This window comes from Streptomyces pyxinae (assembly GCF_024756275.1).
GTDB classification, from domain to species: Bacteria; Actinomycetota; Actinomycetes; order Streptomycetales; family Streptomycetaceae; genus Streptomyces; species Streptomyces pyxinae.
Genome location: NZ_JANUGQ010000039.1, coordinates 18,864 through 41,515 on the forward strand (window position 1 = coordinate 18,864; position 22,652 = coordinate 41,515).

The window sequence follows — 22,652 nt, forward strand, 5'->3', positions numbered from 1 at the left end:
AAATTTAGGCTGCGCCAAAATTTTTGTCAAACCAATCTTTATGTTGGCCAAATCCTATGGGTACGATGGAGGCATGACCGAGGTGACAGCGACCCCGGCGGCCGCTCCCGAAGAGGGCCGACGCGGGCGCAAGAAGCGCGAGACCCGCGAACGGCTGGCCCATGTCGCGACGCTGATGTTCATCGAGCGCGGCTTCGAGAACGTGACGATCACGGAGATCGCCGAGGCCGCCGATGTCTCCAAGATGACCGTCAGCAACTACTTCCCCCTCAAGGAGGACCTCGTCTTCGACGCCTACGAGGGGGTCGTGGACAGCCTCGCCCGAGTGGTGCGCGAACGCGCCGTGGGTGAGTCCGCGCTGCAGGCCCTGCACCGGGTCTTCGTCTCCTCCCTCGACCGGCAGCACCCGGTCAACGGCCGCTGCACACCCGGCTTCGCCCGGCTCGTGTACGACAGTCCGCGGCTGCGCGCCCGCGAGCGCGAGCTCGACGAGCAGCGCGAGGCGGCACTCTCCGAGGCCCTGGCGGACGCGACCGGGGCCGGACCGGAGGATCCCGTTCCCCACTTGAGCGCGGCTCAACTCGCGGCCGCCCACCGCGCGCTGTGCCGCCGCGTGCGGGCCCTGTGCCGCGCCGCGACGCCGGTGGTCCGGCTGCGCGAGGAGCTGACCGGCCTGGCCGGCACGGCCTTCGCCTTGCTGGAGCCGTCCTTCGGCGACTACTGCGTGCGGGAGCGGTAACCCCGGGCCGGTGCCGGGTGCGCGGCGGTCGAGCGGGACTCGACCGCCGCACGGCAGGCTCGCCGCCACAAGCGCCTGCCGGACGTACCGGCGGCCGGCACGAGAGGAGTGGGCGTTGTCCGCGACGACCGCCACGACACAGCCCGGCAGCACGCCGGCTCACCCGGCCGGGGCATCCATCCCCGCGCCGGGCAACAACCTCACCGGATTCACCCTCACCCATGACCTGATCCGCCGGGTGATCCCGGAGCTGGGACGGCGGCTGGCGGGCGCGGCGGCGACCGGCACTCTGGACACGGCCGCTGTGCGGGGCCTGACGACCTGGTGGCAGATGTTCACCACCATCCTCGATGGACACCACACCAGCGAGGACTCGCACGTGTGGCCGGTTGTCCTGGCCGCCGAGCCGGGCCTGACCGGCGTCGCGCGCACCTTGGAGGAACAGCACGCGTCGCTCGACGACCACCTCGCCGGTATCGACGAGGGCCTGCGCCAACTGGCCACCGGACAGGGCGAGCGCGAGGTCGTCCTCACCGGCCTGCTCGCCCGGATCGCCGAGTTCGACGCGCTGATGCACGACCATCTCGGCCTGGAGGAGCGCACGATGGTGCCGGTCCTGCGCGAGAAGGTGACCGCCGGGGCCTACCGGGCGATGCTCGCCTCCCTCGCCTCTGGGCACGACCCCATGGACTTCGTGCCGACGATGCCGCTGCTGCTGGAGCGGGCCGCTCCCGAGGCCAGGACGTTCATGCTCGGCGGCATGCCGCCCGAGCTGCGGTCCCGGTACGAGGCCGAGTTCGAGCCGGGCTACCGGACGCTGGTGGCCGCGTTGCCCGCGGCCTGACCCACGCCCGGGCGCGTCTCCCCCGCAGCTCTCCGACAGGAAACGGTACATCTGGCATGAGACTTCTGGTGATCGGCGGAACGGTCTTCCTGGGCAGGGCCTTCGTGGCCGACGCCCTCGCCCGCGGCTGGGAGGTCACCACGTTCCATCGCGGTCGCTCCGGTGCCGACCTGCCCGGCGTCGAGTCGGTCCGGGGGGACCGCGAGAACGAGACCGACCTCGCGCGGCTGGCCGCCGCCGGGCCCTGGGACGCGGTGGTCGATGTGTGCGGCTACGTGCCGCGCACGGTCGGCGCCCTGGCCCGGGCGCTGAGTCCGCAGGCCGGTGCGTATCTGTACGTGTCCTCCATCAACGCCCTGCGACCCTGGCCCGCGGCCCCCGTGGATGAGACCTCGCCGCGCTTCGAGTGCTCCCCGGACGCCGGGCCCGGCGACGGTCGGTATCCCGCGCTGAAGGCGGGCTGCGAACGCGCCGTCGAGCGGGACTTCGACGGCAGGGTGCTGGTGCTGCGCCCAGGTGTGGTCATCGGCCCCGGTGACCGCATGCGGCGCATCCCGTACTGGCTGCGGCGGGCCGCGCAAGGCGGGCGGATGCTCGCCGCCGGCAGCCCCCACCGCACGATGCAGCTGATCGACGCCCGGGACCTCGCGGCCTTCGGCCTCGACCGGATCGCGGCCGGCGGCTCGGGCACGTATCTGACCACCGGCGAACCCGCCAACGCCACCTGGGGTGAACTCATTGAGCATGCAGTCGAGTTGGCGGGCGCGGGCACCGAGCCGGTGTGGGTGGAGGACGCGTTCCTCGCCGCTCGGCAGGTCCCGCCGTTCGTGACCGTGCCGTTGTGGGCGCCGCCCGTGGAAGAGCTCGCCGCGGTCTGGGACTTCTCCTCGGAGAAGGCGCTGGCGGACGGGCTGCGCTGTCGCCCCTTCGCCGAGTCCGTGCGCGACACCTGGACCTGGATGACGGAACAGGGCGGCATGGAGGAGGCGTTCGCCGAGTACCGCTACCCGGACCAGACGCTGACCCGCGAGCGGGAGGCAGAGATCCTGGCGGCCTGGGACGCGCGCGAGTCCGGCTGACCCCCGGACGAACCGCGGGGCCGCCGTGGGGCGCCGGCCGGGATCGCCCGGCCGGCGCCCCACGGCGTTCGGCCGGGTCAGCCGCCGCCCGGCAGGGACGGCCACGGCAGCGCGAGGACGCGGGCCAGCACCCCGGGCAGCTCACGCGCGGACTCCGCGTCCCACAGGGGAACCCGCCAGGCGATGAAGCCGTCCGGCCGCACCAGCACCGCTCCCCCGTCACCGACGCCGTGCGCGGCCGCCCACCGCCCGGACGGGTCGGCCAGCTCCCGGCCGACCCGCAGTACCTTCAGCCATTCATGATCCGCCCCCGGCCCGTCCGGTGTCGCGCCGGGGCCGAGAACCAGGGTGAAGTGCGGCCCGTACACATCGATGCTGGAGCACGCGCGGCCATCCCGCTCCAGGTCCAGGTGGGGGGCCCGGGTACCCGGCCGGCCCGACTCCCCGGGTCCGGCGTCCGCGAGCACCGCGTCCGACTCGTACCGGTAGCCGAGGCCCAGTGCGATCCGGCCGACCCGGGCGGCCGCGTCGCCACCACCGGCGCCCGCCCGCTCCTCCTGGAGGCGGGTGGACAGCGCGCAGGTCAGCTCGGCCACGGGGCGGCGCTCGGGCTCGTAGGTGTCCAGGAGCCCTGCCCCGGCCCGGCCCCCGAGGACCGCGGCCAGCTTCCAGGCCAGGTTGTGCACGTCCTGGATACCGGTGTTGGCGCCGAGCCCGCCCGACGGCGGCATCACATGGACCGCGTCCCCGGCCAGCAGGACACGGTCGCGCCGGTACTCGTCGGCGACCCAGGAGGCCAGTTCCCAGGTGTGCACGCCACGGCCGGCACCCGGGACCGCGGGCAGCACCCGCACGTCGAGGTCCTGGTCGCCGACCGCCGCCCGGACGGCCGCCACACAGCGCTCAGGAGTGAAGTCCTCAGGCCCTTCACCGCTTTCGGGGTCGTAGGGCACCATCAGCACCCAGCGGTCACCGCGGTCCAGCCGGGCCAGCAGCGTACCGGGCACCGGCCGGGCCAGATAGCCGAGGCCGACGGGGCGGCCGCGCAGCGCGGCGCCGAGGTCCGCCTCGAAAGCGATGTTGACGACGCGCGCCAGGCGTTTGCCACGGGTGGCGATACCGAGCGCGGCCCGCAGCGGGGAGCGGTGGCCGTCCGCCGCGATCAGATGGCGTGCCCGTACGGTGTACCGGTGGCCGGTCGTACGGTCGGTGACGGCGGCGGTGACACCGTCGGCGTCCTGGGTGATCTGGCCCAGCTCGGTGTGGAACCGCACGTCCGCGCCCAGTTCCCCGGCGCGGGCGCGCACCAGCGGCTCGACGGTGCTCTGTTCGACCAGGGCCGGCGAGCAGGGACTGGCCCAGCCGACCGACTCGCCGGGCGGCCTGCTGCCGCGGTACTCCTCGGGCCCGGTCAGGGTGGCGGCCCGGACGACGTCGGTGGCCTCCAGGAACACCGAGGGCGGGGCGGAGCGCACCGCCTCCTCCAGACCGTGCCCGCGGTACAGCTCCATCGTGCGCGGGCTGAGGACCCTGGCCTTGGCCAGCATGGATGTACCCGGATGGCGCTCCACCAGCAGTACGGGCACGCCGTGGCGGCGCAGGAACACCGCCGCCGACAGGCCGACGATGCCGCCACCCGCGATCAGTACCGCGGTGTTCTCCTCGCTCATCAACTCCCCTTCCTCGAACGGGGTCCGCTGGTTCCGTCGGCAATACGGCCCCCGGACAGCGATTCCCGGTGGCGGCCAGCATGCGGAGCGGGCATCGGGTGGCGCTCGAAGGCGGCCGGAACGCGAGCGGCGCCGGCCCGGGCATCGGACGGCGCTCCGGCGGGACTACAGCGCGGCCGGAGATGCTCCTCCCCGGGTCCGCCGTGGACCGGCCGGGCCGAACACCGAGACCCTGGAGGACGAAGTGGACCACATGAATGGCGCGGACAGTATGGACGCCGACACGTCGAGCACGGCGGCACCGGCCCTGCCCGGCGCGGATTCGCCCGCCGCTCTGCTGGCCCTCGGTCTGTTGCTGGAGCGGCCGATGACACCGGACGAGCTGGCGCGGACCGCGGCCGAGCGGGCCACGGACAGCACCCTGGAAGGTCTGCTCGCGCCGGAGCCCCAGGAGTTCGCCGCGGTGGCGGGCGCGCTGGGTGCCGCGGGCCTGACCGAGGCCGTGGCGCGCGCGGACGGCACCGCCCACGCGCTGACCGACCGGGGCCGGGCGGAGTTCGCCCGGCGCGTCGTCGCGCGGTTGGCCACTCCCGACCGGCGGCCGCCCGCCTTCCTGACAGCGGTCGGGTATCTGGGCGCGCTCGACCCCGAGCGCGCCACCGCGGCGCTGCGGGAGCGCGTGGAACGGCTGCGTGAGCGGGCCAGGAGGACCGAGCGGGCACTGGCCGCGGGCGCCGGCGTCCCCCGGCTGTTCCTGATCGAGAACGAGTACGCGCTGGGCATGTGCCGGGCCGAACTGGCCTGGGTCGAGGAGGTGCTGGCCGAGATCGGCGCCGGGACGCTCTCCTGGCCCAGGGTCCGGGTCACGGAGAACGGCTGGGAGTGGGAGCCGGCGGAGGACATCGCGGGCCGCTGACCGCGCCGCTCGTCCGCCCGCCTGCTCCTCTGTCCCTCAAGTCGCCCTCAGGCACGGCTCTCTAGCGTCGGCGGCATGACTGAACTCTCTCTCAAGGGCAAGACCGCGCTGGTCACCGGTGCCAGCCGCGGTATCGGCGCGGCGATCGCCGCCGAGCTGGCCCGCCGCGGCGCCGCGGTCGCCGTGAACTACCTCACCTCCGACGAGGCCGCGCAGAAGGTCGTCGCGGGCATCGAGGAGCACGGCGGCCGCGCCATCACCGCACAGGCTGATATCTCCGACGGCGAGAGCACCAAAGCCATGATCACCCGGGTCGAGCAGCAGCTCGGCCCGATCGACGTGCTCGTCCTCAACTCCAGCGGCTACCGCGACGTGCTGCGCGGCCCGGCCCTGGGCCACCCGGTCGAGGCGCTGGTCGACAAGATGGCCACCCAGGCCCGTGCCACCCTCGGCCCGGCCTACGCGGTGCTGCCCGGCATGATCGAGCGCGAGCAGGGCACCGTCATCCTCATTTCGGACAGCTTCTCGCGCCAGGCCGCGGCCGGCGCCATCGGCCACGCGGTGGCCAAGGCTCCGATGGAGGCCGCGATGAAGCACCTGGCGATCGAGCTGGGTCCGAAGAACATCCGCTTCAACACGGTCATCCCGGGCGCCACTCGCAGCGAGAATCTGATGAAGAAGTGGAACGCCAAGGACGAATGGGGCCGCACCCTCGCCTCCGTCGTCGACCAGACGCCGCTGCGCCGCATCGGCGAGCCGGAGGACGTGGCCCGCGCCGTCGCCGTCCTCGCAGGGGACGAACTCTCCTATGTGACTGGCGCGTTTCTGCCGGTCAGCGGCGGCCACCTCATCATCTGACCTAACGTGTTCCGTCTCCCGCCGACGGGTCCTTGATCCGCCTTCCCGTGCCGTCAGGCCGTCCGCACCTGTCCGCGGGCGGCCTGACGGCACGCCCGCTGCCGGGCGCCGCGCGGCACCCCGGCCCCCAAGCTCCATGAGACGCATGGAAATCGAATGAAGGAAACACCGATGAAATCTCTGCCGTCTGCCGACCGCACCGGGCCGGCGCCCGGCCGGACCGTGGCGGTGGTGGCATGTGCCGCCCAGTTCATGGTGGTGCTGGACACCACCATCGTGAACGTCGCGCTGCCCTCCATGCGCGCGGACCTCGGGCTCGGCGCCGGAGGCCAGCAGTGGGTCGTCAACGCCTACCTCCTGACCTTCGCCGGGTTCCTGATGCTGGGCGGCAGGGCCGCCGATCTGTTCGGCCGGCGCCGGATGTTCACCGCCGGGCTCGTCGTGTTCACCGCCGCCAGCCTGCTGGGCGGCCTGGCCACCGGCGGCGGACTCCTGATCGCCGCGCGTACGCTGCAGGGTCTGGGCGCGGCGTTCCTCGCCCCGGCTCCGCTGGCCTTGATCAACGCCACCTACCACGACATACAGGCGCGTACCAAGGCGATCGCGGCCTGGGGCGCCACCGCGACCGCGGCCGGGAGCTGCGGCATTCTGCTCGGCGGTGTACTGACGGACACGCTGGGCTGGCGCTGGGTGCTGTTCGTCAACGTGCCCATCGGGGTGGTTCTGGTGGCCGTCGCGCTGGCCGCGCTGCCGGCCTTCCCCGGGCGGGCACGCGGCCGGGCCCTGGACGCACCCGGTGCCGTTCTGGTCACCGCGGCCCTGGCCTGTGCCTCGTACGGCCTGTCCGAACTGGAGACGCGTCCGATCGCCGCCCCGCTCACCGGCGGGATCCTGGCGGTCGCCGTGCTGCTGCTGGCGGCGTTCCTCGTCGTGGAGGCGCGCAGCGCCCAACCGCTGATGCCGCTGCGGATCTTCCGCAGCCGGGCTCTGGTGCTGGGCAACACCGCCGCACTGGTCATCGGTGCCGTCACCACCTCGGTGATGTTCTTTGTGACGCTCTACCTGCAACGCGTGCTTGGCTACACGCCGCTGCGTGCGGGCCTGGCCATGCTGCCGCTGACGCTCGCCATCGCCGTGGCCTCGCTGCTGGTACGGCGCCTGGTCCAGGCCATGGGGCCCCGGGTACCGCTGGTGCTGGGCTGGTTGCTGACGGCGGGCGGGCTGCTGTGGCAGTCGCGCTTCACACCCGGCGGCTCGTTCACCACCGACATTCTCGGCCCCGGGATCCTGCTGGGCCTGGGACTCGGTGCGGTCGTCCTGCCGATGACGACGGCCGCCACCTCCTCGGTCGGGGCGGAGGACGCCGGGCTGGCCTCCGCCCTGATGAACACCGCCCGTCAGATGGGCGGCGGTCTCGGTCTGGCCGTGCTCAGCGCGGTCGCCGCGACCTCGACGGGGGCGGCCGCGCTCACCCACGGCTACGCCAGGGCCCTGCTCGTGGCGGCCGCGCTGGCGCTGCTGGCGGGTGCGCTGGCGCTGTTCATGCCGCGCCCCGCCGCCGCTGCCGCCCCGGCCGGGCGGGAGTCCGGCCGGCGTCCGGTCCCGGCCCACGCCGAACCGGCGGAGTGAACCCGTTCCCGGTCCGGCGCTGACGGGCGAGGGGCTCCCCTCCCGGCGGGAGGGGAGCCCCTCGCGTCCACCGGGCGGGTCAGGCGGCCTCCGCCCGCTTCGCCCGCAGCATCCGGCTCAGCGTGAGCCGCGGATCCCGCACCACCGCGTCACCCAGCACCTCGTCGACACGTGCCATGATGCCCTCCTCCAGTACGGTGTCCACGGCGCGCAGGTTCCGTTCGATCTGCTCCGGCGCCGAGGCCCCGATGACGGCCGAGGCGACCTGCGGCTGGTGCAACACCCAGGCCAGGGCGAGCTGAGCGGGCGTCAATCCAGCCGAGACGGCGAGCGGCCGGAGTTCCTGCACCCGCTTCAGCACCCGGTCCTCCAGGAAGCGCCAGCGGCGCAGGGAGACGTCCCCGCCCCGGGCGGCCACGGCCCGCGACCCTCCGGGAAGCCCGGCGCCCGGTCGGTACTTTCCGGTCAGGACTCCGCCGGCCAGCGGTGACCAGACCATCTGCCCGATTCCCAGCGGCTCGCAGGCGGGGATCACCTCCTCCTCGATGACCCGCCACAGCAAGTTGTACTGGGGCTGGTTGGACACCAGCGGCACGCCCGCCTCCCGTGCCAGCCGGCCGGCCTCGGCCAGTTCCGGGGCGGCCCACTCCGAGACGCCCACATAACGCACCTTGCCCGCGGCGACCGCGTCGGCGAAGGCCGCCATGGTCTCCTCCAGCGGGGTGGCGTCGTCGTAGAGGTGTGCCTGGTACACGTCGATGTGGTCGGTGCCCAGCCGCCGCAGCGACGCGTCCAGGCAGGCGCCGATCCGCGCGCGGCCAAGGCCGCCGGGTCCGTTGGAGTCACCACCCGCGCCCCGGCCGACCTTGGTGCAGATCACCACCCGGTCGCGGGGGACGGCCGCCAGGGCCCGGCCGAGGACCTCCTCGGCCCGGCCCCCGGCATAGACGTCCGCGGTGTCGAAGGTGGTGACTCCCGCGTCCAGCGCCGCACGCACACAGGCGGCGGCCGCGCTGTCGTCCAGTTGGTTGCCCGCGGTCAGCGAGTTGCCGAAGGCGACCCGGCTGACGACGGGCCCGTTCTCACCCAGCCGCTGGTACTGCATGATCCGATCCCTCCTCGGCGTCGGTGTCCGGGGCCTCGTCCGTATCGCCGCTGTCCGCGGGGCGGACTCCGAGCGCGGCCAGCGTCCGCTCCGGGTCGTCCGCCGGCCCGCCGCTCGCGGCCGCGTAGCCGTCCGGGCGGATCAGCAGCCAGCCGCCGGGGGCGATCCCCAGGTCGGCGCCGAGTCGCCCGTCCGGATCGGGCAGCGCGCCGAAGGGCCCGTCCGCGCTCCGCGGCAGCGGCACGATGCCGAGGACGCGTATGACGCCCTCGTACCTCCGTGCCTGCTCGGCCGTGGCCCGGTCCGCCGGACCGCCGCCGGGCCGGGTCAGCAACTTCCATTCGGGACGGCGCAGTTCCTCGATCAGCCGGCGCCAGCCGGCCGACTCGGCGGCCCGGGCGGCGGTGACCCGGCTCACCCGGCCGCCGGCCGGTATCGCGGACCCGGCGACCGGGGTGACGTCCTTGCCCGCTCTCCCGTCCGTGACCGGAGGGACGCCCTCGCCGGTGCCTGCTTCCCCGGCCGTTCCGAGTGCCGGCGGCCCCTCCCCGTATCCCAGGTCGAGCGCCGACATCCCGCCCATGATCTTCCGCTCGATGCGGGACTTGAGCGGCGGCACCGACCTGACGAAGGTGAACAGCGCGCGCAGCGCCGCGGCAGCGGTACGGCTGCGCAACTGCACCAGCAGCGTGGCGAACTTGGTGGACTTCAGCAGGGCGGCGCCCACCGGTACCCGCTCGTCGCTGTAGCTGTCCAGAAGACTCTGCCCGGCCGTGCCGTGGATGACGGACGCCAGCTTCCAGGAGAGGTTGACGGCGTCCTGGACGCCGGTGTTCATGCCCTGGCCGGAGGCGGGGCTGTGGACGTGAGCGGCGTCGCCGGCCAGCAGACAGCGGCCCTTGCGCATGCCGGGGATCATCCGCTGCTGGATGGTGAAGACGGACACCCACGTGGGGTTCTCCACCCGCGCCTCGCGGCCGGTGCCGGTGCGGATCTTGCGTGCGAAACGCCGTGCCACCGCCGCGTCGTCGCCGTCGTAGGACACCTCGGCGGTGTCCAGCAGCCGCCACTTGCCCGGCTCCGGGAAGGGCACCATCATCACGGTGCCGGCCGGGGTGCGCATCCAGTGGATGCTGTCCCTGGGCAGGTCGCAGTGGACGACGGCGTCCGAGATCAGCCAGGTCTCGCTGCTCTCGCCGACCAGTTTGAGCCCGAGCTGCTTGCGGACGGTGCTGTGGCCGCCGTCGCAGCCCACCAGCCAGCCCGCCTCGAAGGTCTCGGCGCGGCCGTCCGCGTGCTCCAGCTCGGCCCGTACGCCGGAGCCGTGGTCGGTGAAGCCCGTCAGCCGCACTCCCCACTCCACCTCGACGCCCTGGCGGGCGGCCGCCGCGCGCAGTGCCTCCTCCGTGATGACCTGGTCGATCATCAGCGTGAAGGGGTAGCGCGTCGGCAACTCGCTGTAGTCGGTGTCGAAGCGGATCAGCCGGCGGCCGTTCTGGTGCAGGGTGAAGTGCTCCACCCGCTGGCCGCGGGGCAGTACGTCGTCCAGCACACCCATCTGGTCGTAGGTCTCCAGGGTGCGGGCGTGAGTGGCCAGCGCGCGGCTGGTGGTGGCCGGACCCGGCGCCGCGTCCACGAGCCGCACCCGCACACCGTGGCGGGCGAGTTCATGGGCCGCGGTGAGCCCGACCGGTCCCGCGCCCACCACCAGGACCGGTTCACCGGCCGGCAGCGGGCTTCCTTCGGCGGTCATCGGTTCTCCTCCTCGGAGTCCTTGAGGGGCTTCCACCAGCCGGGGTTGTCCCGGTACCAGGCGGCGGTGTCCGCGAGGCCCCGCTCGAAGGGGACGCGCGGCGCGTATCCCAGTTCCTCACGGATCTTGGTGTCGTCGATGGAGTAGCGGCGGTCATGGCCCTTCCGGTCGGCGACCCGCTCGACCATCTCGGGCCCGGCGCCGCACAGCCGGAGCAGTTCCCCGGTCAGGGCGGCGTTGGTGCGGTCGTCGCCACCGCCGACGTTGTAGACCTCGCCGGCCCGGCCGCCGGTGAGCACCAGATGAACGGCACGGCAGTGGTCGTCCACATGCAGCCACTCCCGAACGTTCAGTCCATCCCCGTACAGGGGTACCCGGCGGCCCTCCATGAGGTTGGTGACGAAGCGCGGGATGACCTTCTCGGGGTGCTGGTGGGGACCATAGTTGTTGGAGCAGCGGGTGATCGACAGGTCGACGCCGTGGGTGCTCCAGTAGGAGCGGGCGATCAGGTCGGACGCCGCCTTGGACGCCGCGTAGGGAGTGTTGGGCAGCAGCGGGCTGTCCTCGGTCCAGGAGCCCTCGTCGATGGACCCGTACACCTCGTCGGTGGAGACGTGCACCACCCGCTCGACTCCGGTGCGCAGCACGCCCTCCAGCAGGGTCTGGGTGCCGCCGGCGTTGGTGCGGACGAACTCCGCGGCCGCGTGCAGCGAGCGGTCGACGTGCGACTCGGCGGCGAAGTGCACCACCGCGTCATGGCCCGGCAGCAGGTCCAGCAGCAGCGGGAGGTCGCACACGTCTCCCCGTACGCACGTCAGCCGGGGGTGCCGCCCGGGCAGGTTGTCGCGGTTGCCCGCGTACGTGAGTTTGTCCAGGACGGTGACCTCGGCGTCCTCGTAGCCAGGGTGGTGTCCCGCCAGCAGACCGCGTACGTAGTGCGAGCCGATGAAGCCCGCACCGCCGGTCACCAGGAGCCTCACGCGGCCACCTCCACCTGGGTGTGGTCGCCGACCACCAGTCGGTTGTGCGCCGAGCCGGCGTCGGCCGAGGTGACGGCGGCGGAGCGGCCGATGAGAGACCCGCGCAGTGCGGGCACCCGGGACACGGAGGCGCCGTCCAGCACGATGGAGTCCTCCACCGCGGTGTCCAGCAGCCGGCAGTCCCGGCCGATGGATGTGTACGGGCCCACGCGGGAGTCGACCACGCGGCTGCCCGCGCCCACGATGGCGGGGCCCACGATCCGTGAGCGCACCACCCTCGCACCGGGCTCGACCACCACCGCACCGGTCAGATCGCTGTCGGCGTCCACGAGACCGGCCACCGCCCCCTCGACGCGGGCGAGGAGTTCGCGGTTGCAGTCCAGCACGTCCTCGACGCGCCCGGTGTCCTTCCAGTACCCGGTGTACTCGCGGGCCAGGACGGTGGCCCCGTACGAGACCAGCCACTGCAGGGCGTCGGTGATCTCCAGTTCCCCCCGCGCACTGGGAGTGATGCGGTCGATCGCCTGGTGGACGGCGGCGGTGAAGAAGTAGACGCCGGTCAGCGCGAGATCGCTGTTCGGCCGCTCGGGCTTCTCCACCAGGCGTGTCACCCGGCCGTCCGGCGCGACCTCGGCGACGCCGAAGGCTCGCGGGTCGGCGACCCGCTGCACCACGACCTGCGCGGTGGGACGGCGAGCGGCGAACTCCTCGGCGATCTCCCGGACTCCCGTCGGCAGCATGTTGTCGCCGAGGTACATCACGAAGTCGTCCTCGCCCAGGAAATCCCGGGCGATCTTGACGCAGTGGGCCAGTCCCAGCGGCTGCTCCTGCCGTATGTAGGTGAGTTCGAGGCCGAGCCGGGAGCCGTCTCCCAGCACCGCGGCGATCTCCGGCTCGCGGTCGCCGACGACGACACCGACCTCGCTGACGCCCAGCTCCCGGATGTTCTCCAGGACGTGCTCCAGCACGGGCCGGTTGGCGATGGGCATGAGCTGCTTGGGCATGGAGTAGGTGAACGGGCGCATTCGGGTTCCCGAACCGCCGGACAGCACAAGGGCCTTCACCGGTTCCCCCCTTCCGGAACGTCGGGTACGAACAGTTCCTCGGCGATACGCACCGAGGGGTTTCCCAGGGCGATACGGCCGAGCACCCTGCGGTAGACAGGGGTCCGCCTGAGCAGTGCGGCGAGCCTGGGCCGCACACGGGTGGCGAAGGTGCCGCGCGAGAGCATCGCCTTGCTCTGCAGTCGCTGGAGTCGCATGACCTGCTCGATGTCCGCGGACCGCGTCCGCTCGAACGCCGACAGGAACTCCGCGCTCGCGTCGCCGGCGCGGTGCGAGGCGACCAGCAGCGGGTGCAGCAGCACCGCGTCCTGGATGGCCAGGTTGATGCCCTGCGCGCCGATGGGACTGTGGGTGTGGGCGGCATCGCCGATCAGCACGAGACCGTCGTCGGACCAGCGCTCGGCCCGCCCGGAGAAGACGTCCAGCAGGCTCAGGTCCCGCATCGAGCCGATCTGCTCGCGGATCAGTTCCGCGTACGGCGGGACCGCCTGTGCCAGCTGTTCCTTGACGCGGTCGATCCCCTGGGCGGCCACGTCCTTGAATCCCTTGTGCGGCAGCGTCCAGCCGACCTGCACACGGTCGGGCCAGGAGTCGTAGACGAGGACGGGGCTTCCGCCGGCCCGGAACACCCGGACGTCCCTGAGTGTCTCGGGGCCGCGGGCGCCGGATCTGTCGTCGGTCAGCTTGAACCAGAGCACGTCCAGGTCGAACGCCTCGCGGCGGCCCGCCTCGATGCCCGCGAGGCGGCGTACCTTGGAGAAGCGGCCGTCCGCGCCCACCACGACATGCGCGCGGACCGTGCAGGCCCCGCCGGGCCCGTCGGCGGCGACGCCGGTGATCCGGCCGTCCTCGCGCAGCAGCTCGCCAACCCGCCGTCCGTCCAAGTAGGTGAAGCCCTCGTACGCGTCGCAGTGCAGCAGCAGTTCGTCCAGGACATGGGCCTGGGGAATGCTCAGCAGATAGTCGTACGGGGCAGGCAGTTCCCGGTAGTCGATGTCGAGCAGCGTCCGGCCGCCCTCCACCAGCCGGAAACGGGTGTGCTCGTGAGCGCCGCGGGCCCGGGCGCCCGCGAGCACGCCGAGACTGTCCAGCAGCGTGAGCGCTCCCGGCTGGAGGATCTCGCCGCGGAACTCGCGCTGGTGGGCGCGGGCGCGCTCCACGACAGCGACCCGCAGCCCGGACTTCAGCAGCAGCAGCGCCAGCACCAGACCGGCGGGCCCGGCGCCGACGACGCAGATGTCGGCCGTGAACTCCTCCGGGGGCCGGGCTCGTCCGGACCCCGTCACCACGGTGGCCCGTCCGTCGTCCGGTGCGGCGCCTTCCCTCCTCGCGGCCTGTTCCGTCCGTTCGGCCCGGCCGGTCTGTTCGGTCTGTTCTGTCTGTTCGGTCTGTGGCCTCTCCACCGTCACCCTCCTCCCTGACCCCGCAGACCGAGGCCGCCGTCGGCCCTGATCACCTGGCCGTGGATCCACCCGGCCTCCGCCGTGCACAGCAGAGCCACCGTGTCCGCCACGTCCGCGGGCGAGGTGAGCCGTCCCGCCGGGGTACGCGCGGCCAGGACGGCGGCCACCTCCGGCTGGGGCGTACCGGGTCCCTTGTCGATCTTCGCGGTGGAGACGGCGTTCACGGCGATGCCCCGGCCCGCCAGCTCCACCGCGAGATAGCGCACCAGGCTCTCCAGTGCCGCCTTGGCCACGCCGGGGCCCACATAGTGGGGGATCACCGAGTGTGCGCCGCTGCTGGAGACCGCGACGATACGGCCGCCCGGGCGACATCCGGTGCCGTCGTCCATCAGGTCGGCGATCGCGGGCGCGCCGTGCAGCAGCGGGTCCAGGGCGGCCGAGAGGTCGGCACGCACCCCGGCGGGGTCCGCGCCGACGGCGGGCGCCGGGTGCCAGGAGGCCGCGTTGTGCACGAAGACGTCGAGCCGTCCGTACCGTTCCCGCACCTGCCCCAGCAGCCGGGCCAGCTCCTCGGGACGGGTCACGTCGGCCCGGAGGGCCACCGCCTCGCCCTTGAGCGGGGCCAGCTCCTCGACAGCGCGGCGGGCGTCGTCCGCGGAGTGCGCGTAGTTCAGTACGACGCGGGCGCCCGCCGCGCACAGCTTGCGGGCGACGGCCAGCCCGACCCCGCGGGTCGCCCCGGTGACCAGAGCGATCTTGGTGTCCAGGCCGATGTCAGCCATGGCGTGTCACCTCGGACGCGCGGTTGCCCGCGACCGGGGCGGCGACCACCGTCTCGGCCTCGGCGAGCTTCAGCACGGCCGCGTACTCGGGAGTGTGCTGTGCGGCCCGGCAGGCGGCCGGTCCGCTCCAGCGGGTGGCCGCGGTGTACCCGCCGGGCCGGACCAGGGACTTGGCGAGATCGGTGTGACCAAAGCCGTCCAGGCGGGCGGCTGCCTCGGCGTAGGCACGGTAGGCGGCCTCGAAGGCGTCCGCCTCACCGGTGACGGTGAACCGCTCCACCAGGACGACCGGCTCGCCGCCCGCCGGCTGCCCGCCATCGGCGTCGATGCGCAGGATGCCCAGCGACGGGTCGGCGGCGACTTCGACGATACGGTGGAACTCCTTGGCGTGCTCCTGGAACGTCTCGCTCGCCATGACCCGCTTGAAGAGGTCGGGCGCCGCCCACCAGCCGAGGTTCACATAGACCTCGGGCCGCTCGGTGGCCCGGACCGCCTGGTGGGCCCGGAACCCTTCCTGCGCCCGCATCCACTGGACGTGGTCGAGGAAGCGGCGCTCGAAGTCCCCCGCGCCTGCGGGATCCTTGAGGGTGAAGGTGTTGATCACGGTGAACAACGGAGCGGGCACGGGTGCCGCCTCTCTGGTACGTGGGTGGTAGGGCTGATGGGGCAGGAGCCGCTCGGGCCGGGAAGAGGCTCAGGCGCCGGCGAGCAGGCCGAGCAGCTGCTCACGCAACAGCCGGCGCTGGATCTTGCCGTTGCCAGAACGCGGGATCGCCTCGACGGCGCGCGCGTGCCGGATGTGCTGGTAGTACGGGAGCCGGTCGCCCACGTAAGCCACGGCCTCGGCGACGGCCTGCCCGGTGCCGTCCGCGGTGACGGACGGGTCGAGCACGAGCAGGGCTCCGGCCACGGCGCCGCTGAACTCGTCGGGCAGATCGACGACCACCGCCTCGCGCACCAGCGGGTGCCTGGCGAGGACCAGCTCCACCTCGGTGGGCGCCACGAGAAAGTTGTCGCACTTGAAGACGTCCTTGAGGCGGTCGACGAGGAACAGCCGTCCCTCGTCGTCGACCCGCCCGGCGTCGCCGGTGGACAGCCAGCCGTCCGGCTCGAGTCCGGTGCCGTCGGGGCCGCCGAGGTAGCCCTTCATCACCTGCGGCCCGCGCAGCTGCACCTCGCCCACCGAGCCGGCGGGCAGCACGGCGCGGCTCTCCACATCCACCACGCGGCATTCGGTGCCCGCGACCGGCCGGCCGACCGAGCCGGGTACCGGGTGGTCGGGGTCGTCGCTGTGGGTCAGCGGTGACGTCTCGGCGAGTCCGTACCCCTGGAAGACGGGGATGCCGAAGCGCGCGGTGAGCCGTGCGGCGGCCGCGACCGGCAGCCCCGAGCCGCCCGAGGCGATCCGGGTGACGGTGCGCAGCCTCAGCTCGTCCAGGTCCGGTGCGGCGGCCAGCCGGGCCAGCCGTACCGGCAGGCTGTACAGATGCGTCGCGCCGTGCTCATTGGCGGCCGCGACCGCGTGGTGCGGTTCGGGGCCGGTGCAGAGCACCTGCGTGGCGGCCGCGCGCACCGCGGAGTTGAGATGCATGGGGTGGAAGGTGGGCAGGTGGTTGACGGTCACCGAGGTACCGGTGAGACGGTGCGCCACGGCGATCTGGTCGGCGTTGACCGTCAGATTGCGGTGCGTGAGCCGCACCGCCTTGGGCCGCCCGGTGGTACCGCTGGTGAACTGTACGCAGGCCACGTCGTCGGGGCCCGCCGCTTCCCCGGGCCGTACGCCGCCGGCCGGCGGGGCATCCACCACCGCGCTCGGCGTGGTGAGCCCTCCGCCGGCGCCGTCGCCGATGAGCACGACCTGCTCCAGCTCGGGCAGCCGGTCCCTGACCGCGGCCAGCCGTCCGTACAGCGCGGGGTCGGCGAACACCAGCCGGGCCCGGCCGAGTGTGAGGACGTGCAGCAGGTCCTCCTCGCGCAGCAGCGGGTTGACCACCGCGGCCACGTGTCCGGCGCGGGCCGCCGCGTAGTACGCCACGGCGAAATCCGGGTGCAGCACCGAGGCGACCGCGACAGTCCCGCCGGTACCGGGCAGCAGTGTGCGAAGCGCCACTGCCGCAGCCGTCACCCGCCGGTCCAGCTCGCCGTAGGTGACCCGGTCCGCGCCATGGATCAGTGCGGTGCGGTCGGGGGCCGCGGCGGCGGCCTCGGTCACCAGACCGTCCAGCCGCCGGGGCACGTCGGGGACGTACTGCCGGTGCCGGTCAGCCACGGCGGTTCTCGGCGTACGCACGGGCGTGCTTGAGGGTGTTGGTGCTGTTCGTGCTGAGGGCCCGGTGGATGTAGGCGCGGGCGTCGGCGACGGTCTTGCCCTCGCCGAGCACCTTCTCGACGGCGGTGGCCTTGATGATCACGGTATGACGGGAGGTCACGTCCACGCCGCCGCCGTCGGCCGGCACGATCGTCCAGCTACCGGTGTGGGCCGTCATCAGCGCCGGCACGGTCGTCTGCTTGTAGACGATGCGGTCCTCGCCGAAGACCACCCGGACCGACTCGGTGGTGTGCACGGAGCCGTCGGCGGTGCGCGTGTCCATGGCCATGACCTGCAGGCCGGGGGTGTCCTCGGTCAGGTCCAGGCGGGCGACGTGCGGCAGGCGCTCCGGCCACAGATCGGCACGGTCGAGGAAGTCGAAGACGTCCTTGCCTGCCCCGTCGACGTGCACGGTGTCGTCGAAAGTGAACAGCAACTCGTCCAAGTCTCCGGCTAGTTCGGTGATGCGCTTGACGCCCTCCAGCTCCGCGGCGCTGTTGCGGTCGAGCGCGGCGCGGATCCACTCCTCGCCCTGGGCCGAACCATCCACGGCGGAGAAGTCGTGGTACAGCTCCAGCAGGGAGACGGTCGCGGAGATCGGGGTGACCACCCATTTGCCGCCCATGGAGGCGACCGGCGGCTGGGACACTTCCTGGCGGAAGGCCACCGACAGATTCACGCGGTCCAGCTCGCGGCGCGAGATCCAGTGCTTCACCTCACCATTGGCGGTGGCCCAGATGTGGATGCGCTCGCTCCCGGCGCCGTGCTCCAGTCGCTCGACGTGGACGTTGGGAGCGAAGAACTGCGGCCAGCGGGAGACATCGGCGATGATGTCGTACACGACCTCGGCCGGTGCCTCGATGGTCGTGCTGTGCAGAGTCCGGTGCTCCTGGGACGCTGCGGACGGGGTGGAGACGTCGACGGACACGGGCTTTCCTACCTCTCTTCGAGCGGGATTCTCAGTAGTTGCCGAGGCCGCCGCAGACGTTGAGCGCCTGCGCCGTGATGGAGGCGGCGGTGTCGGCGGTCAGGTACGCGACCAGGCCGGCGACCTCTTCGGGAGTCGAGTAGCGGCCGAGTGGGATCTTCGCCTCGAACTGCTTCTGGATGTCGTCGACGGTGGTGTCGAACGCGGCCGCGTAGCCTTGGCGGACGCGCTGGGCCATCGGCGTCTCGACGTATCCGGGGCAGACCGCGTTGACGGTGACGCCGGTGGGGGCCAGCTCCTTGCCCAGCGCCTTGCTGAACCCGATCACCCCGTGCTTGGAGGCGGAGTACGGGGCGGCGAGCACCACGCCCTGCTTGCCGCCGGTGGAGGCGATGTTGATGATCCGGCCCCAGCCGCGGTCCCGCAGGCCGCCCTGCTTGAGGACCTCCCGGGTGGTCAGGAAGACACTGTTGAGGTTGGTGTCGATGACGTCGTACCACAGCTCGTCGGTCAGGTCGGCGGTGACGCCGCCGCCGTTGCGGCCCGCGTTGTTGACCAGCACGTCGATCCGGCCGTATCGCTCGATCACGGCGGAGACCAGTGCCTTCACCGACTCCGGGCTGCGGACGTCGGCGGTGACACCGTCCGCCTCCAGGCCCTCGGCCCGCAGTTCCTTGACGGTCAGCCCGACCGCTTCCTCGCCGCGGGCGCAGATGAAGACCGCGAAGCCCTTGGCGCCCAGCTCCCTGGCCGTCGCGAGGCCGATGCCGCTGGTACCGCCGGTGACCAGCGCGACCCGCCGCTCGTCGTTCGTCATGGCGCACGCTCCGTTCGCACATTGATTTCGGACGTCCGTCGCGGACGTCTGACGAGAACCAACGTGCCGGGACGGTCTCGAAGGGCGATCGAGCGGAACTGGACGGGACCGGAGCTCCGTCGGTCCAGCGGCGTTCCATCGCGTTCCGAGTCCGGCCGCGCAGACTCGCCGGCGAACGAGACTCACGCGTCCACGAGAGGGGACCCGCATGACCACCACGGACACAGCCGTCGCCGAGGCCGTCCTGCAGACGCAGATCCAGCATTTCTACGCGGCCCAGATGCAGTTGCTGGACAGCGGCAAGGCCGAGGACTGGGCCGGCACCTTCACCGAGGACGGTGTCTTCGCCGCGAACGCGCACCCCGAGCCGGCCGCGGGCCGCGCGGTCATCGCCGCCGCGGCCCGCAAGGCCACCGACGAGTACGCGGCGGCCGGGATCCAGCGCCGTCACTGGCTGGGCATGGTCAACGTCGAACGCCGTGGTCCGGACGAGGTGTTCGCCCAGTGCTACGCCCTCGTCATCGAGACCCCGCGCGGCGGCCAGGCAAGGCTGCACGTCAGCACCCGCTGTGACGACCTGCTGGTGCGCGCGGAGGGCCGCTGGCAGGTCAAGGACCGCCAGGTCTACCGCGACGACCTGTCCTGACCCTCTCCCCCCGCGCGCCGCGCCCCGGACCGTCTCCCACGGCCGGGGCGCGGCGCTTTCGTCCGTGCGCGCCACGTGCGCGAGGCGCCCGGACGCGAGCGGTCACACGGAGGTGCGGGGGCGTAAGGAAACGCCGACCGCCCGGAGTGAGGGCTCCGGGCGGACGGCGGTGGGGTGCCGGACGGCTGCGGGGTCAGGCCGCGGCGGCCTGCGTCAGGCTCTCGTTGATGAAGGCCAGCAGCATCCGCGGTGTGTGCGCCTCGGCGGCGGCGTCGTCGGAGATCTGGACGCCGTAGTCCTGCTCGATACGGCCGGTGGTCTGCAGAACGGCCAGCGAGTCGTAGCCCAGCTCGACGAACGGGACGTCCATGACGTCGCCGTCGAGGTCCACGCCCTCCTCCTCGCCGGCGCACTCGCGCAGCAGCGTGGTCAGTTCCTTGAGCGTCATCTCAGCCATGAAGAAACACCTTTCGGTACGGAACCCGGTCCTCTGGACCGGTGATACGGGACATCCGGCCGTGCGGGCCGGCTTGGGGCGGAGCCGACCGTCCGGTCACTCCGCCGCGGTCACCACCGCGGCGGCGTTGAAGCCGTTGATGCCGCGGGCGAGCACCAGCGCGGTACGCACCGGCCCCCGGCGGACCGCGGTGACCAGATCGAGGGAGAGTCCTTCGGCGGGTCCGGTGACGTTGACCGTGGGCGGGATCACCGAGTCCCGGATGGACAGCAGCGCCGCCGCGACATCGAGTGAGGCACCCCCGGCGGCCAGCCTGCCGGTCATGGTCTTGGGTGCGGTGACGGGCACCGCGCCGGCCCCGAAGACCGCGTTGACGGCCTCTGCCTCCAGCCGGTCCAGCTCGGCGACACCGGAGGCGTCGGCGAAGACCACGTCCACGTCCGCGGGCGTCACCCCGGCCTCGGCGAGCGCGAGTTCCGCGGCCCTGCGCAGTCCGGGCTCGCCCCCGCGGCCGGGCCCCGGGTCGAAGGTGGCCGCATAGCCCGCGAGCCTGCCGTAATGGCCGGCACCGCGCTCCCGGGCCGCCTCGGCGTCCTCCAGGATCAGGATCGCGCCGCCCTCACCCGGCACATGACCGTTGGCACGGGCGTCGAACGGCAGATACGCCTGCCGGGGGTCGTCCTGAGTGCTCAGGCGCCCACTCGTGAGCTGCGCGGCCCATCCCCACGGGCAGATCGCGCCGTCCACGCCACCGGTGACCATCATGCTGCTGCCCCTGCGCAGTTGGCGACGTGCCTGGGCCATGGCGTCCAGGCCGCCGGCCTGCTCGGTCACCAGTACACCGCTCGGGCCGCGCAGCCCGTGCCGGATGGAGATCTGGCCGGTGTTGACAGCGTAGAACCAGGCGAAGGACTGGTACGCGCTGACCGCCTGGCCGCCCTTGCTCCACAGGGCCTCCAGCTCGCGCTGGCCGAACTCGAAGCCGCCCGCGGACGCGGCGGTGACCACGCCCGCCGCGTACTCCGGCAGTTCACTCAGGTCCAGTCCGCTGTCCTCGACAGCCTCGGCCGCCGCGGTGAGGGCCAGCCGCGTCATGTGGTCGGTCTGCGGTATCAGCCGGCTGGGGATGTGCTCGGTGACCTCGAAGCCGGGCACTTCCCCGGCGAGCGTGGCCGGGTACCGGGAGGCGTCGAAACGGCTGACCGGGCGGATGCCGCTCTCTCCCGCGAGCGTGGCGCTCCACCAGTCCTTGGTGCCCAGGCCGTTGGGGGCGGCGACACCGATGCCGGTGAACACCGGGGCCGCCGCGCGGTCCTCACGGCCGTACGCGGCGCCGGCGACCGCGGTGCGCTCCGCCTGTGCGGTGCTCATGCCGCCTCCCTCTTCTCCGGCCGGGTGAGAACCATGGCGCTCTGGAATCCGCCGAACCCGCTGCCGACGCTGAGCACCGTGTCGATCCGCGCCTCGCGGGCGGTGATCGGTGTGTAGTCGAGGTCGCACTCGGGGTCCGGCTCGTGCAGGTTGGCCGTCGGCGGGACGACGCCGTGCTCGATGGCCAGGGCGGAGGCGGCGATCTCCAGGGACCCGATGGCGCCCAGTGAGTGACCGATCATCGACTTGATGGAACTGACCGGGACGTCGTACGCGTGCGCGCCGAGGCTCCGCTTGAACGCGGTGGTCTCGTGCCGGTCGTTCTGCTTGGTGCCCGAGCCATGGGCATTGATGTAGTCGACCGCCCTCCCGTCGAGCCGGGCCTCGTCCAGGGAGACACGGATGGCTTCGGCCATCTCCTTGCCGTCCGCCCGCAGGCCCGTCATGTGATACGCGTTGGAGCGGGAGGCGAAGCCGGCGATCTCGGCGTAGATATGGGCTCCCCGGGCACGCGCCGCGCGCAGCTCCTCCAGGACGAACACGGCCGAACCCTCGCCCAGCACGAAGCCGTTGCGGGTCCGGTCGAAGGGCCGCGAGGCGTGCTCGGGGTCGTCGTTGCGGGCCGTGGTGGCCTTGATCGCGTCAAAGCAGGCCACTGAGATCGGCGAGATCGGGGCGTCGGTGGCACCGGCGATCATCACGTCTGCGCTGCCCTCCCTGATCAGTTCGACGGCGTGGCCGACGGAGTCGAGCCCCGAGGTGCAGCCGGTGGAGACGACCGTCGCCGGACCCTGCGCGCCCACCGCCCAGGCCACCTCGGTGGCGAAGGAGCTCGGTACGAAGTGGTTGAACAGGTGGGACACGGCGTACTCATGGTCGACGTGCCACGTGGAACCGCTGTCGCTGACGACCGCGTACTCGGTGTCCAGGCCCGTGGTCGCGCCGACCGCGCTGCCGATGGTGACCCCCATGCGGAAGGGGTCCTGCGCGTCCAGGTCGAGTCCGCTGTCCGCGACCGCCTCACGGGCACTGACCACGGCGAACTGTGCGGCCCTGTCCATGCGGCGGATCTCACGGGGGGTGAGGCCCGACCGGGCCGGATCGAAGTCGGCCTCCGCGGCGATCCGGGACCGGAAGGAGGACGCGTCGAACAGGGAGACGGGGCGGGTCGCGGTGCGACCCTCGGTCAGCAATGACCAGAACTGCTGCGTCCCCCCGCTCCCGCCGGGGGCGACCACACCGATTCCGGTGATGACCACTCGACGGTTCATCGCTGCCCACCCTTCCGGGGCCGCTGGGCCCG

The 22,652-nt window shown here is 72.6% G+C and carries 21 protein-coding genes; 7 read left to right on the forward strand and 14 right to left on the reverse strand.

The window, feature by feature from the left end:
* The first annotated feature begins 73 nt into the window (after window positions 1–73).
* The 3 genes from NX801_RS28960 to NX801_RS28970 all read left to right on the forward strand — a co-directional run bounded on the left by NX801_RS28960 (window position 74) and on the right by NX801_RS28970 (window position 2,662).
* Entirely contained in the window at window positions 74–739 is a 666-nt protein-coding gene (locus NX801_RS28960; protein ID WP_258790922.1) for a TetR/AcrR family transcriptional regulator, read from the forward strand.
* Between the two features lie 115 nt (window positions 740–854).
* Complete coding sequence (locus NX801_RS28965) at window positions 855–1,583, forward strand: hemerythrin domain-containing protein (RefSeq protein ID WP_258790923.1); 729 nt, start codon at window positions 855–857, stop codon at window positions 1,581–1,583.
* A gap of 56 nt (window positions 1,584–1,639) precedes the next feature.
* Window positions 1,640–2,662: an NAD-dependent epimerase/dehydratase family protein gene (locus NX801_RS28970; protein ID WP_258790924.1), complete on the forward strand. Its 1,023-nt coding sequence runs from the start codon at window positions 1,640–1,642 to the stop codon at window positions 2,660–2,662.
* A 77-nt stretch (window positions 2,663–2,739) separates the two neighbouring features.
* On the opposite strand, the gene NX801_RS28975 is transcribed toward NX801_RS28970, so the two are convergent.
* Window positions 2,740–4,332, reverse strand: coding sequence for an FAD-dependent oxidoreductase (locus tag NX801_RS28975; RefSeq protein WP_258790925.1), 1,593 nt, complete (start codon window positions 4,330–4,332; stop codon window positions 2,740–2,742).
* Between the two features lie 244 nt (window positions 4,333–4,576).
* Here NX801_RS28975 and NX801_RS28980 point away from each other — a divergent pair, with 244 nt between their 5' ends.
* The 3 genes from NX801_RS28980 to NX801_RS28990 all read left to right on the forward strand — a co-directional run bounded on the left by NX801_RS28980 (window position 4,577) and on the right by NX801_RS28990 (window position 7,735).
* Window positions 4,577–5,248 (forward strand): PadR family transcriptional regulator, encoded by a 672-nt coding sequence (locus NX801_RS28980; protein ID WP_258790926.1) that lies wholly within the window; start codon window positions 4,577–4,579, stop codon window positions 5,246–5,248.
* A gap of 75 nt (window positions 5,249–5,323) precedes the next feature.
* Window positions 5,324–6,106 (forward strand): SDR family NAD(P)-dependent oxidoreductase, encoded by a 783-nt coding sequence (locus NX801_RS28985; RefSeq protein ID WP_258790927.1) that lies wholly within the window; start codon window positions 5,324–5,326, stop codon window positions 6,104–6,106.
* A 171-nt stretch (window positions 6,107–6,277) separates the two neighbouring features.
* Window positions 6,278–7,735 (forward strand): MFS transporter, encoded by a 1,458-nt coding sequence (locus NX801_RS28990; protein ID WP_258790928.1) that lies wholly within the window; start codon window positions 6,278–6,280, stop codon window positions 7,733–7,735.
* Window positions 7,736–7,814: 79 nt separating this feature from the next.
* Here the strand turns inward: NX801_RS28990 and NX801_RS28995 are convergent, their stop codons facing one another.
* The 10 genes from NX801_RS28995 to fabG all read right to left on the reverse strand — a co-directional run bounded on the left by NX801_RS28995 (window position 7,815) and on the right by fabG (window position 18,875).
* Entirely contained in the window at window positions 7,815–8,840 is a 1,026-nt protein-coding gene (locus NX801_RS28995; protein WP_258790929.1) for an aldo/keto reductase, read from the reverse strand.
* Window positions 8,818–10,593, reverse strand: a complete 1,776-nt coding sequence (locus tag NX801_RS29000; protein WP_258790930.1) for an FAD-dependent oxidoreductase — start codon at window positions 10,591–10,593, stop codon at window positions 8,818–8,820. Before NX801_RS29000 ends, NX801_RS28995 begins: the two co-directional genes overlap by 23 nt.
* Window positions 10,590–11,573: a dTDP-glucose 4,6-dehydratase gene (rfbB, locus tag NX801_RS29005; RefSeq protein ID WP_258790931.1), complete on the reverse strand. Its 984-nt coding sequence runs from the start codon at window positions 11,571–11,573 to the stop codon at window positions 10,590–10,592. Before rfbB ends, NX801_RS29000 begins: the two co-directional genes overlap by 4 nt.
* Window positions 11,570–12,637 carry a glucose-1-phosphate thymidylyltransferase gene (locus tag NX801_RS29010; protein WP_258790932.1) on the reverse strand — a complete coding sequence of 356 codons (1,068 nt, stop codon included), beginning with the start codon at window positions 12,635–12,637 and terminating at the stop codon, window positions 11,570–11,572. Before NX801_RS29010 ends, rfbB begins: the two co-directional genes overlap by 4 nt.
* A complete protein-coding gene (locus tag NX801_RS29015; protein WP_258790933.1) occupies window positions 12,634–14,040 on the reverse strand; it encodes an FAD-dependent monooxygenase in 1,407 nt (468 codons plus the stop codon). The genes NX801_RS29010 and NX801_RS29015 overlap by 4 nt, the downstream gene beginning before the upstream one ends.
* Before the next feature lie 2 nt (window positions 14,041–14,042).
* On the reverse strand, window positions 14,043–14,822 hold the full coding sequence (locus NX801_RS29020) for an SDR family oxidoreductase (protein WP_258790934.1): 780 nt from the start codon (window positions 14,820–14,822) through the stop codon (window positions 14,043–14,045).
* Window positions 14,815–15,447: an antibiotic biosynthesis monooxygenase family protein gene (locus NX801_RS29025; RefSeq protein ID WP_258790935.1), complete on the reverse strand. Its 633-nt coding sequence runs from the start codon at window positions 15,445–15,447 to the stop codon at window positions 14,815–14,817. Before NX801_RS29025 ends, NX801_RS29020 begins: the two co-directional genes overlap by 8 nt.
* A gap of 69 nt (window positions 15,448–15,516) precedes the next feature.
* Window positions 15,517–17,091, reverse strand: a complete 1,575-nt coding sequence (locus NX801_RS29030; protein ID WP_258790936.1) for a class I adenylate-forming enzyme family protein — start codon at window positions 17,089–17,091, stop codon at window positions 15,517–15,519.
* Window positions 17,084–18,058 carry an aromatase/cyclase gene (locus NX801_RS29035; RefSeq protein WP_258790937.1) on the reverse strand — a complete coding sequence of 325 codons (975 nt, stop codon included), beginning with the start codon at window positions 18,056–18,058 and terminating at the stop codon, window positions 17,084–17,086. Before NX801_RS29035 ends, NX801_RS29030 begins: the two co-directional genes overlap by 8 nt.
* A 31-nt stretch (window positions 18,059–18,089) precedes the next feature.
* Complete coding sequence (fabG, locus tag NX801_RS29040; RefSeq protein WP_258790938.1) at window positions 18,090–18,875, reverse strand: 3-oxoacyl-ACP reductase FabG; 786 nt, start codon at window positions 18,873–18,875, stop codon at window positions 18,090–18,092.
* A 208-nt stretch (window positions 18,876–19,083) separates the two neighbouring features.
* On the opposite strand from fabG, the gene NX801_RS29045 reads away from it, so the two are divergent.
* Window positions 19,084–19,521, forward strand: a complete 438-nt coding sequence (locus tag NX801_RS29045; protein ID WP_258790939.1) for a nuclear transport factor 2 family protein — start codon at window positions 19,084–19,086, stop codon at window positions 19,519–19,521.
* Window positions 19,522–19,714: 193 nt separating this feature from the next.
* On the opposite strand, the gene NX801_RS29050 is transcribed toward NX801_RS29045, so the two are convergent.
* The 3 genes from NX801_RS29050 to NX801_RS29060 form a co-directional block, all read right to left on the reverse strand.
* Window positions 19,715–19,978 (reverse strand): acyl carrier protein, encoded by a 264-nt coding sequence (locus tag NX801_RS29050; protein ID WP_258790940.1) that lies wholly within the window; start codon window positions 19,976–19,978, stop codon window positions 19,715–19,717.
* A gap of 96 nt (window positions 19,979–20,074) precedes the next feature.
* Window positions 20,075–21,349, reverse strand: coding sequence for a ketosynthase chain-length factor (locus NX801_RS29055; protein WP_258790941.1), 1,275 nt, complete (start codon window positions 21,347–21,349; stop codon window positions 20,075–20,077).
* A complete protein-coding gene (locus NX801_RS29060) occupies window positions 21,346–22,620 on the reverse strand; it encodes a beta-ketoacyl-[acyl-carrier-protein] synthase family protein (RefSeq protein WP_258790942.1) in 1,275 nt (424 codons plus the stop codon). Before NX801_RS29060 ends, NX801_RS29055 begins: the two co-directional genes overlap by 4 nt.
* Between the last annotated feature and the right edge of the window lie 32 nt (window positions 22,621–22,652).

What these genes read in the sequence shown, in the direction of transcription:
- NX801_RS29050 (WP_258790940.1), bottom strand. Translation starts at nt 19,978, where the DNA reads ATGGCTGAGATGACGCTCAAGGAACTGACCACGCTGCTGCGCGAGTGC.
- NX801_RS29020 (WP_258790934.1), bottom strand. Translation starts at nt 14,822, where the DNA reads ATGGCTGACATCGGCCTGGACACCAAGATCGCTCTGGTCACCGGGGCG.
- NX801_RS29045 (WP_258790939.1), top strand. Translation starts at nt 19,084, where the DNA reads ATGACCACCACGGACACAGCCGTCGCCGAGGCCGTCCTGCAGACGCAG.
- NX801_RS28975 (WP_258790925.1), bottom strand. Translation starts at nt 4,332, where the DNA reads ATGAGCGAGGAGAACACCGCGGTACTGATCGCGGGTGGCGGCATCGTC.
- NX801_RS28995 (WP_258790929.1), bottom strand. Translation starts at nt 8,840, where the DNA reads ATGCAGTACCAGCGGCTGGGTGAGAACGGGCCCGTCGTCAGCCGGGTC.
- NX801_RS28960 (WP_258790922.1), top strand. Translation starts at nt 74, where the DNA reads ATGACCGAGGTGACAGCGACCCCGGCGGCCGCTCCCGAAGAGGGCCGA.
- NX801_RS29055 (WP_258790941.1), bottom strand. Translation starts at nt 21,349, where the DNA reads ATGAGCACCGCACAGGCGGAGCGCACCGCGGTCGCCGGCGCCGCGTAC.
- NX801_RS28985 (WP_258790927.1), top strand. Translation starts at nt 5,324, where the DNA reads ATGACTGAACTCTCTCTCAAGGGCAAGACCGCGCTGGTCACCGGTGCC.
- NX801_RS28970 (WP_258790924.1), top strand. Translation starts at nt 1,640, where the DNA reads ATGAGACTTCTGGTGATCGGCGGAACGGTCTTCCTGGGCAGGGCCTTC.
- fabG (WP_258790938.1), bottom strand. Translation starts at nt 18,875, where the DNA reads ATGACGAACGACGAGCGGCGGGTCGCGCTGGTCACCGGCGGTACCAGC.
- NX801_RS28990 (WP_258790928.1), top strand. Translation starts at nt 6,278, where the DNA reads ATGAAATCTCTGCCGTCTGCCGACCGCACCGGGCCGGCGCCCGGCCGG.
- NX801_RS29060 (WP_258790942.1), bottom strand. Translation starts at nt 22,620, where the DNA reads ATGAACCGTCGAGTGGTCATCACCGGAATCGGTGTGGTCGCCCCCGGC.
- NX801_RS29000 (WP_258790930.1), bottom strand. Translation starts at nt 10,593, where the DNA reads ATGACCGCCGAAGGAAGCCCGCTGCCGGCCGGTGAACCGGTCCTGGTG.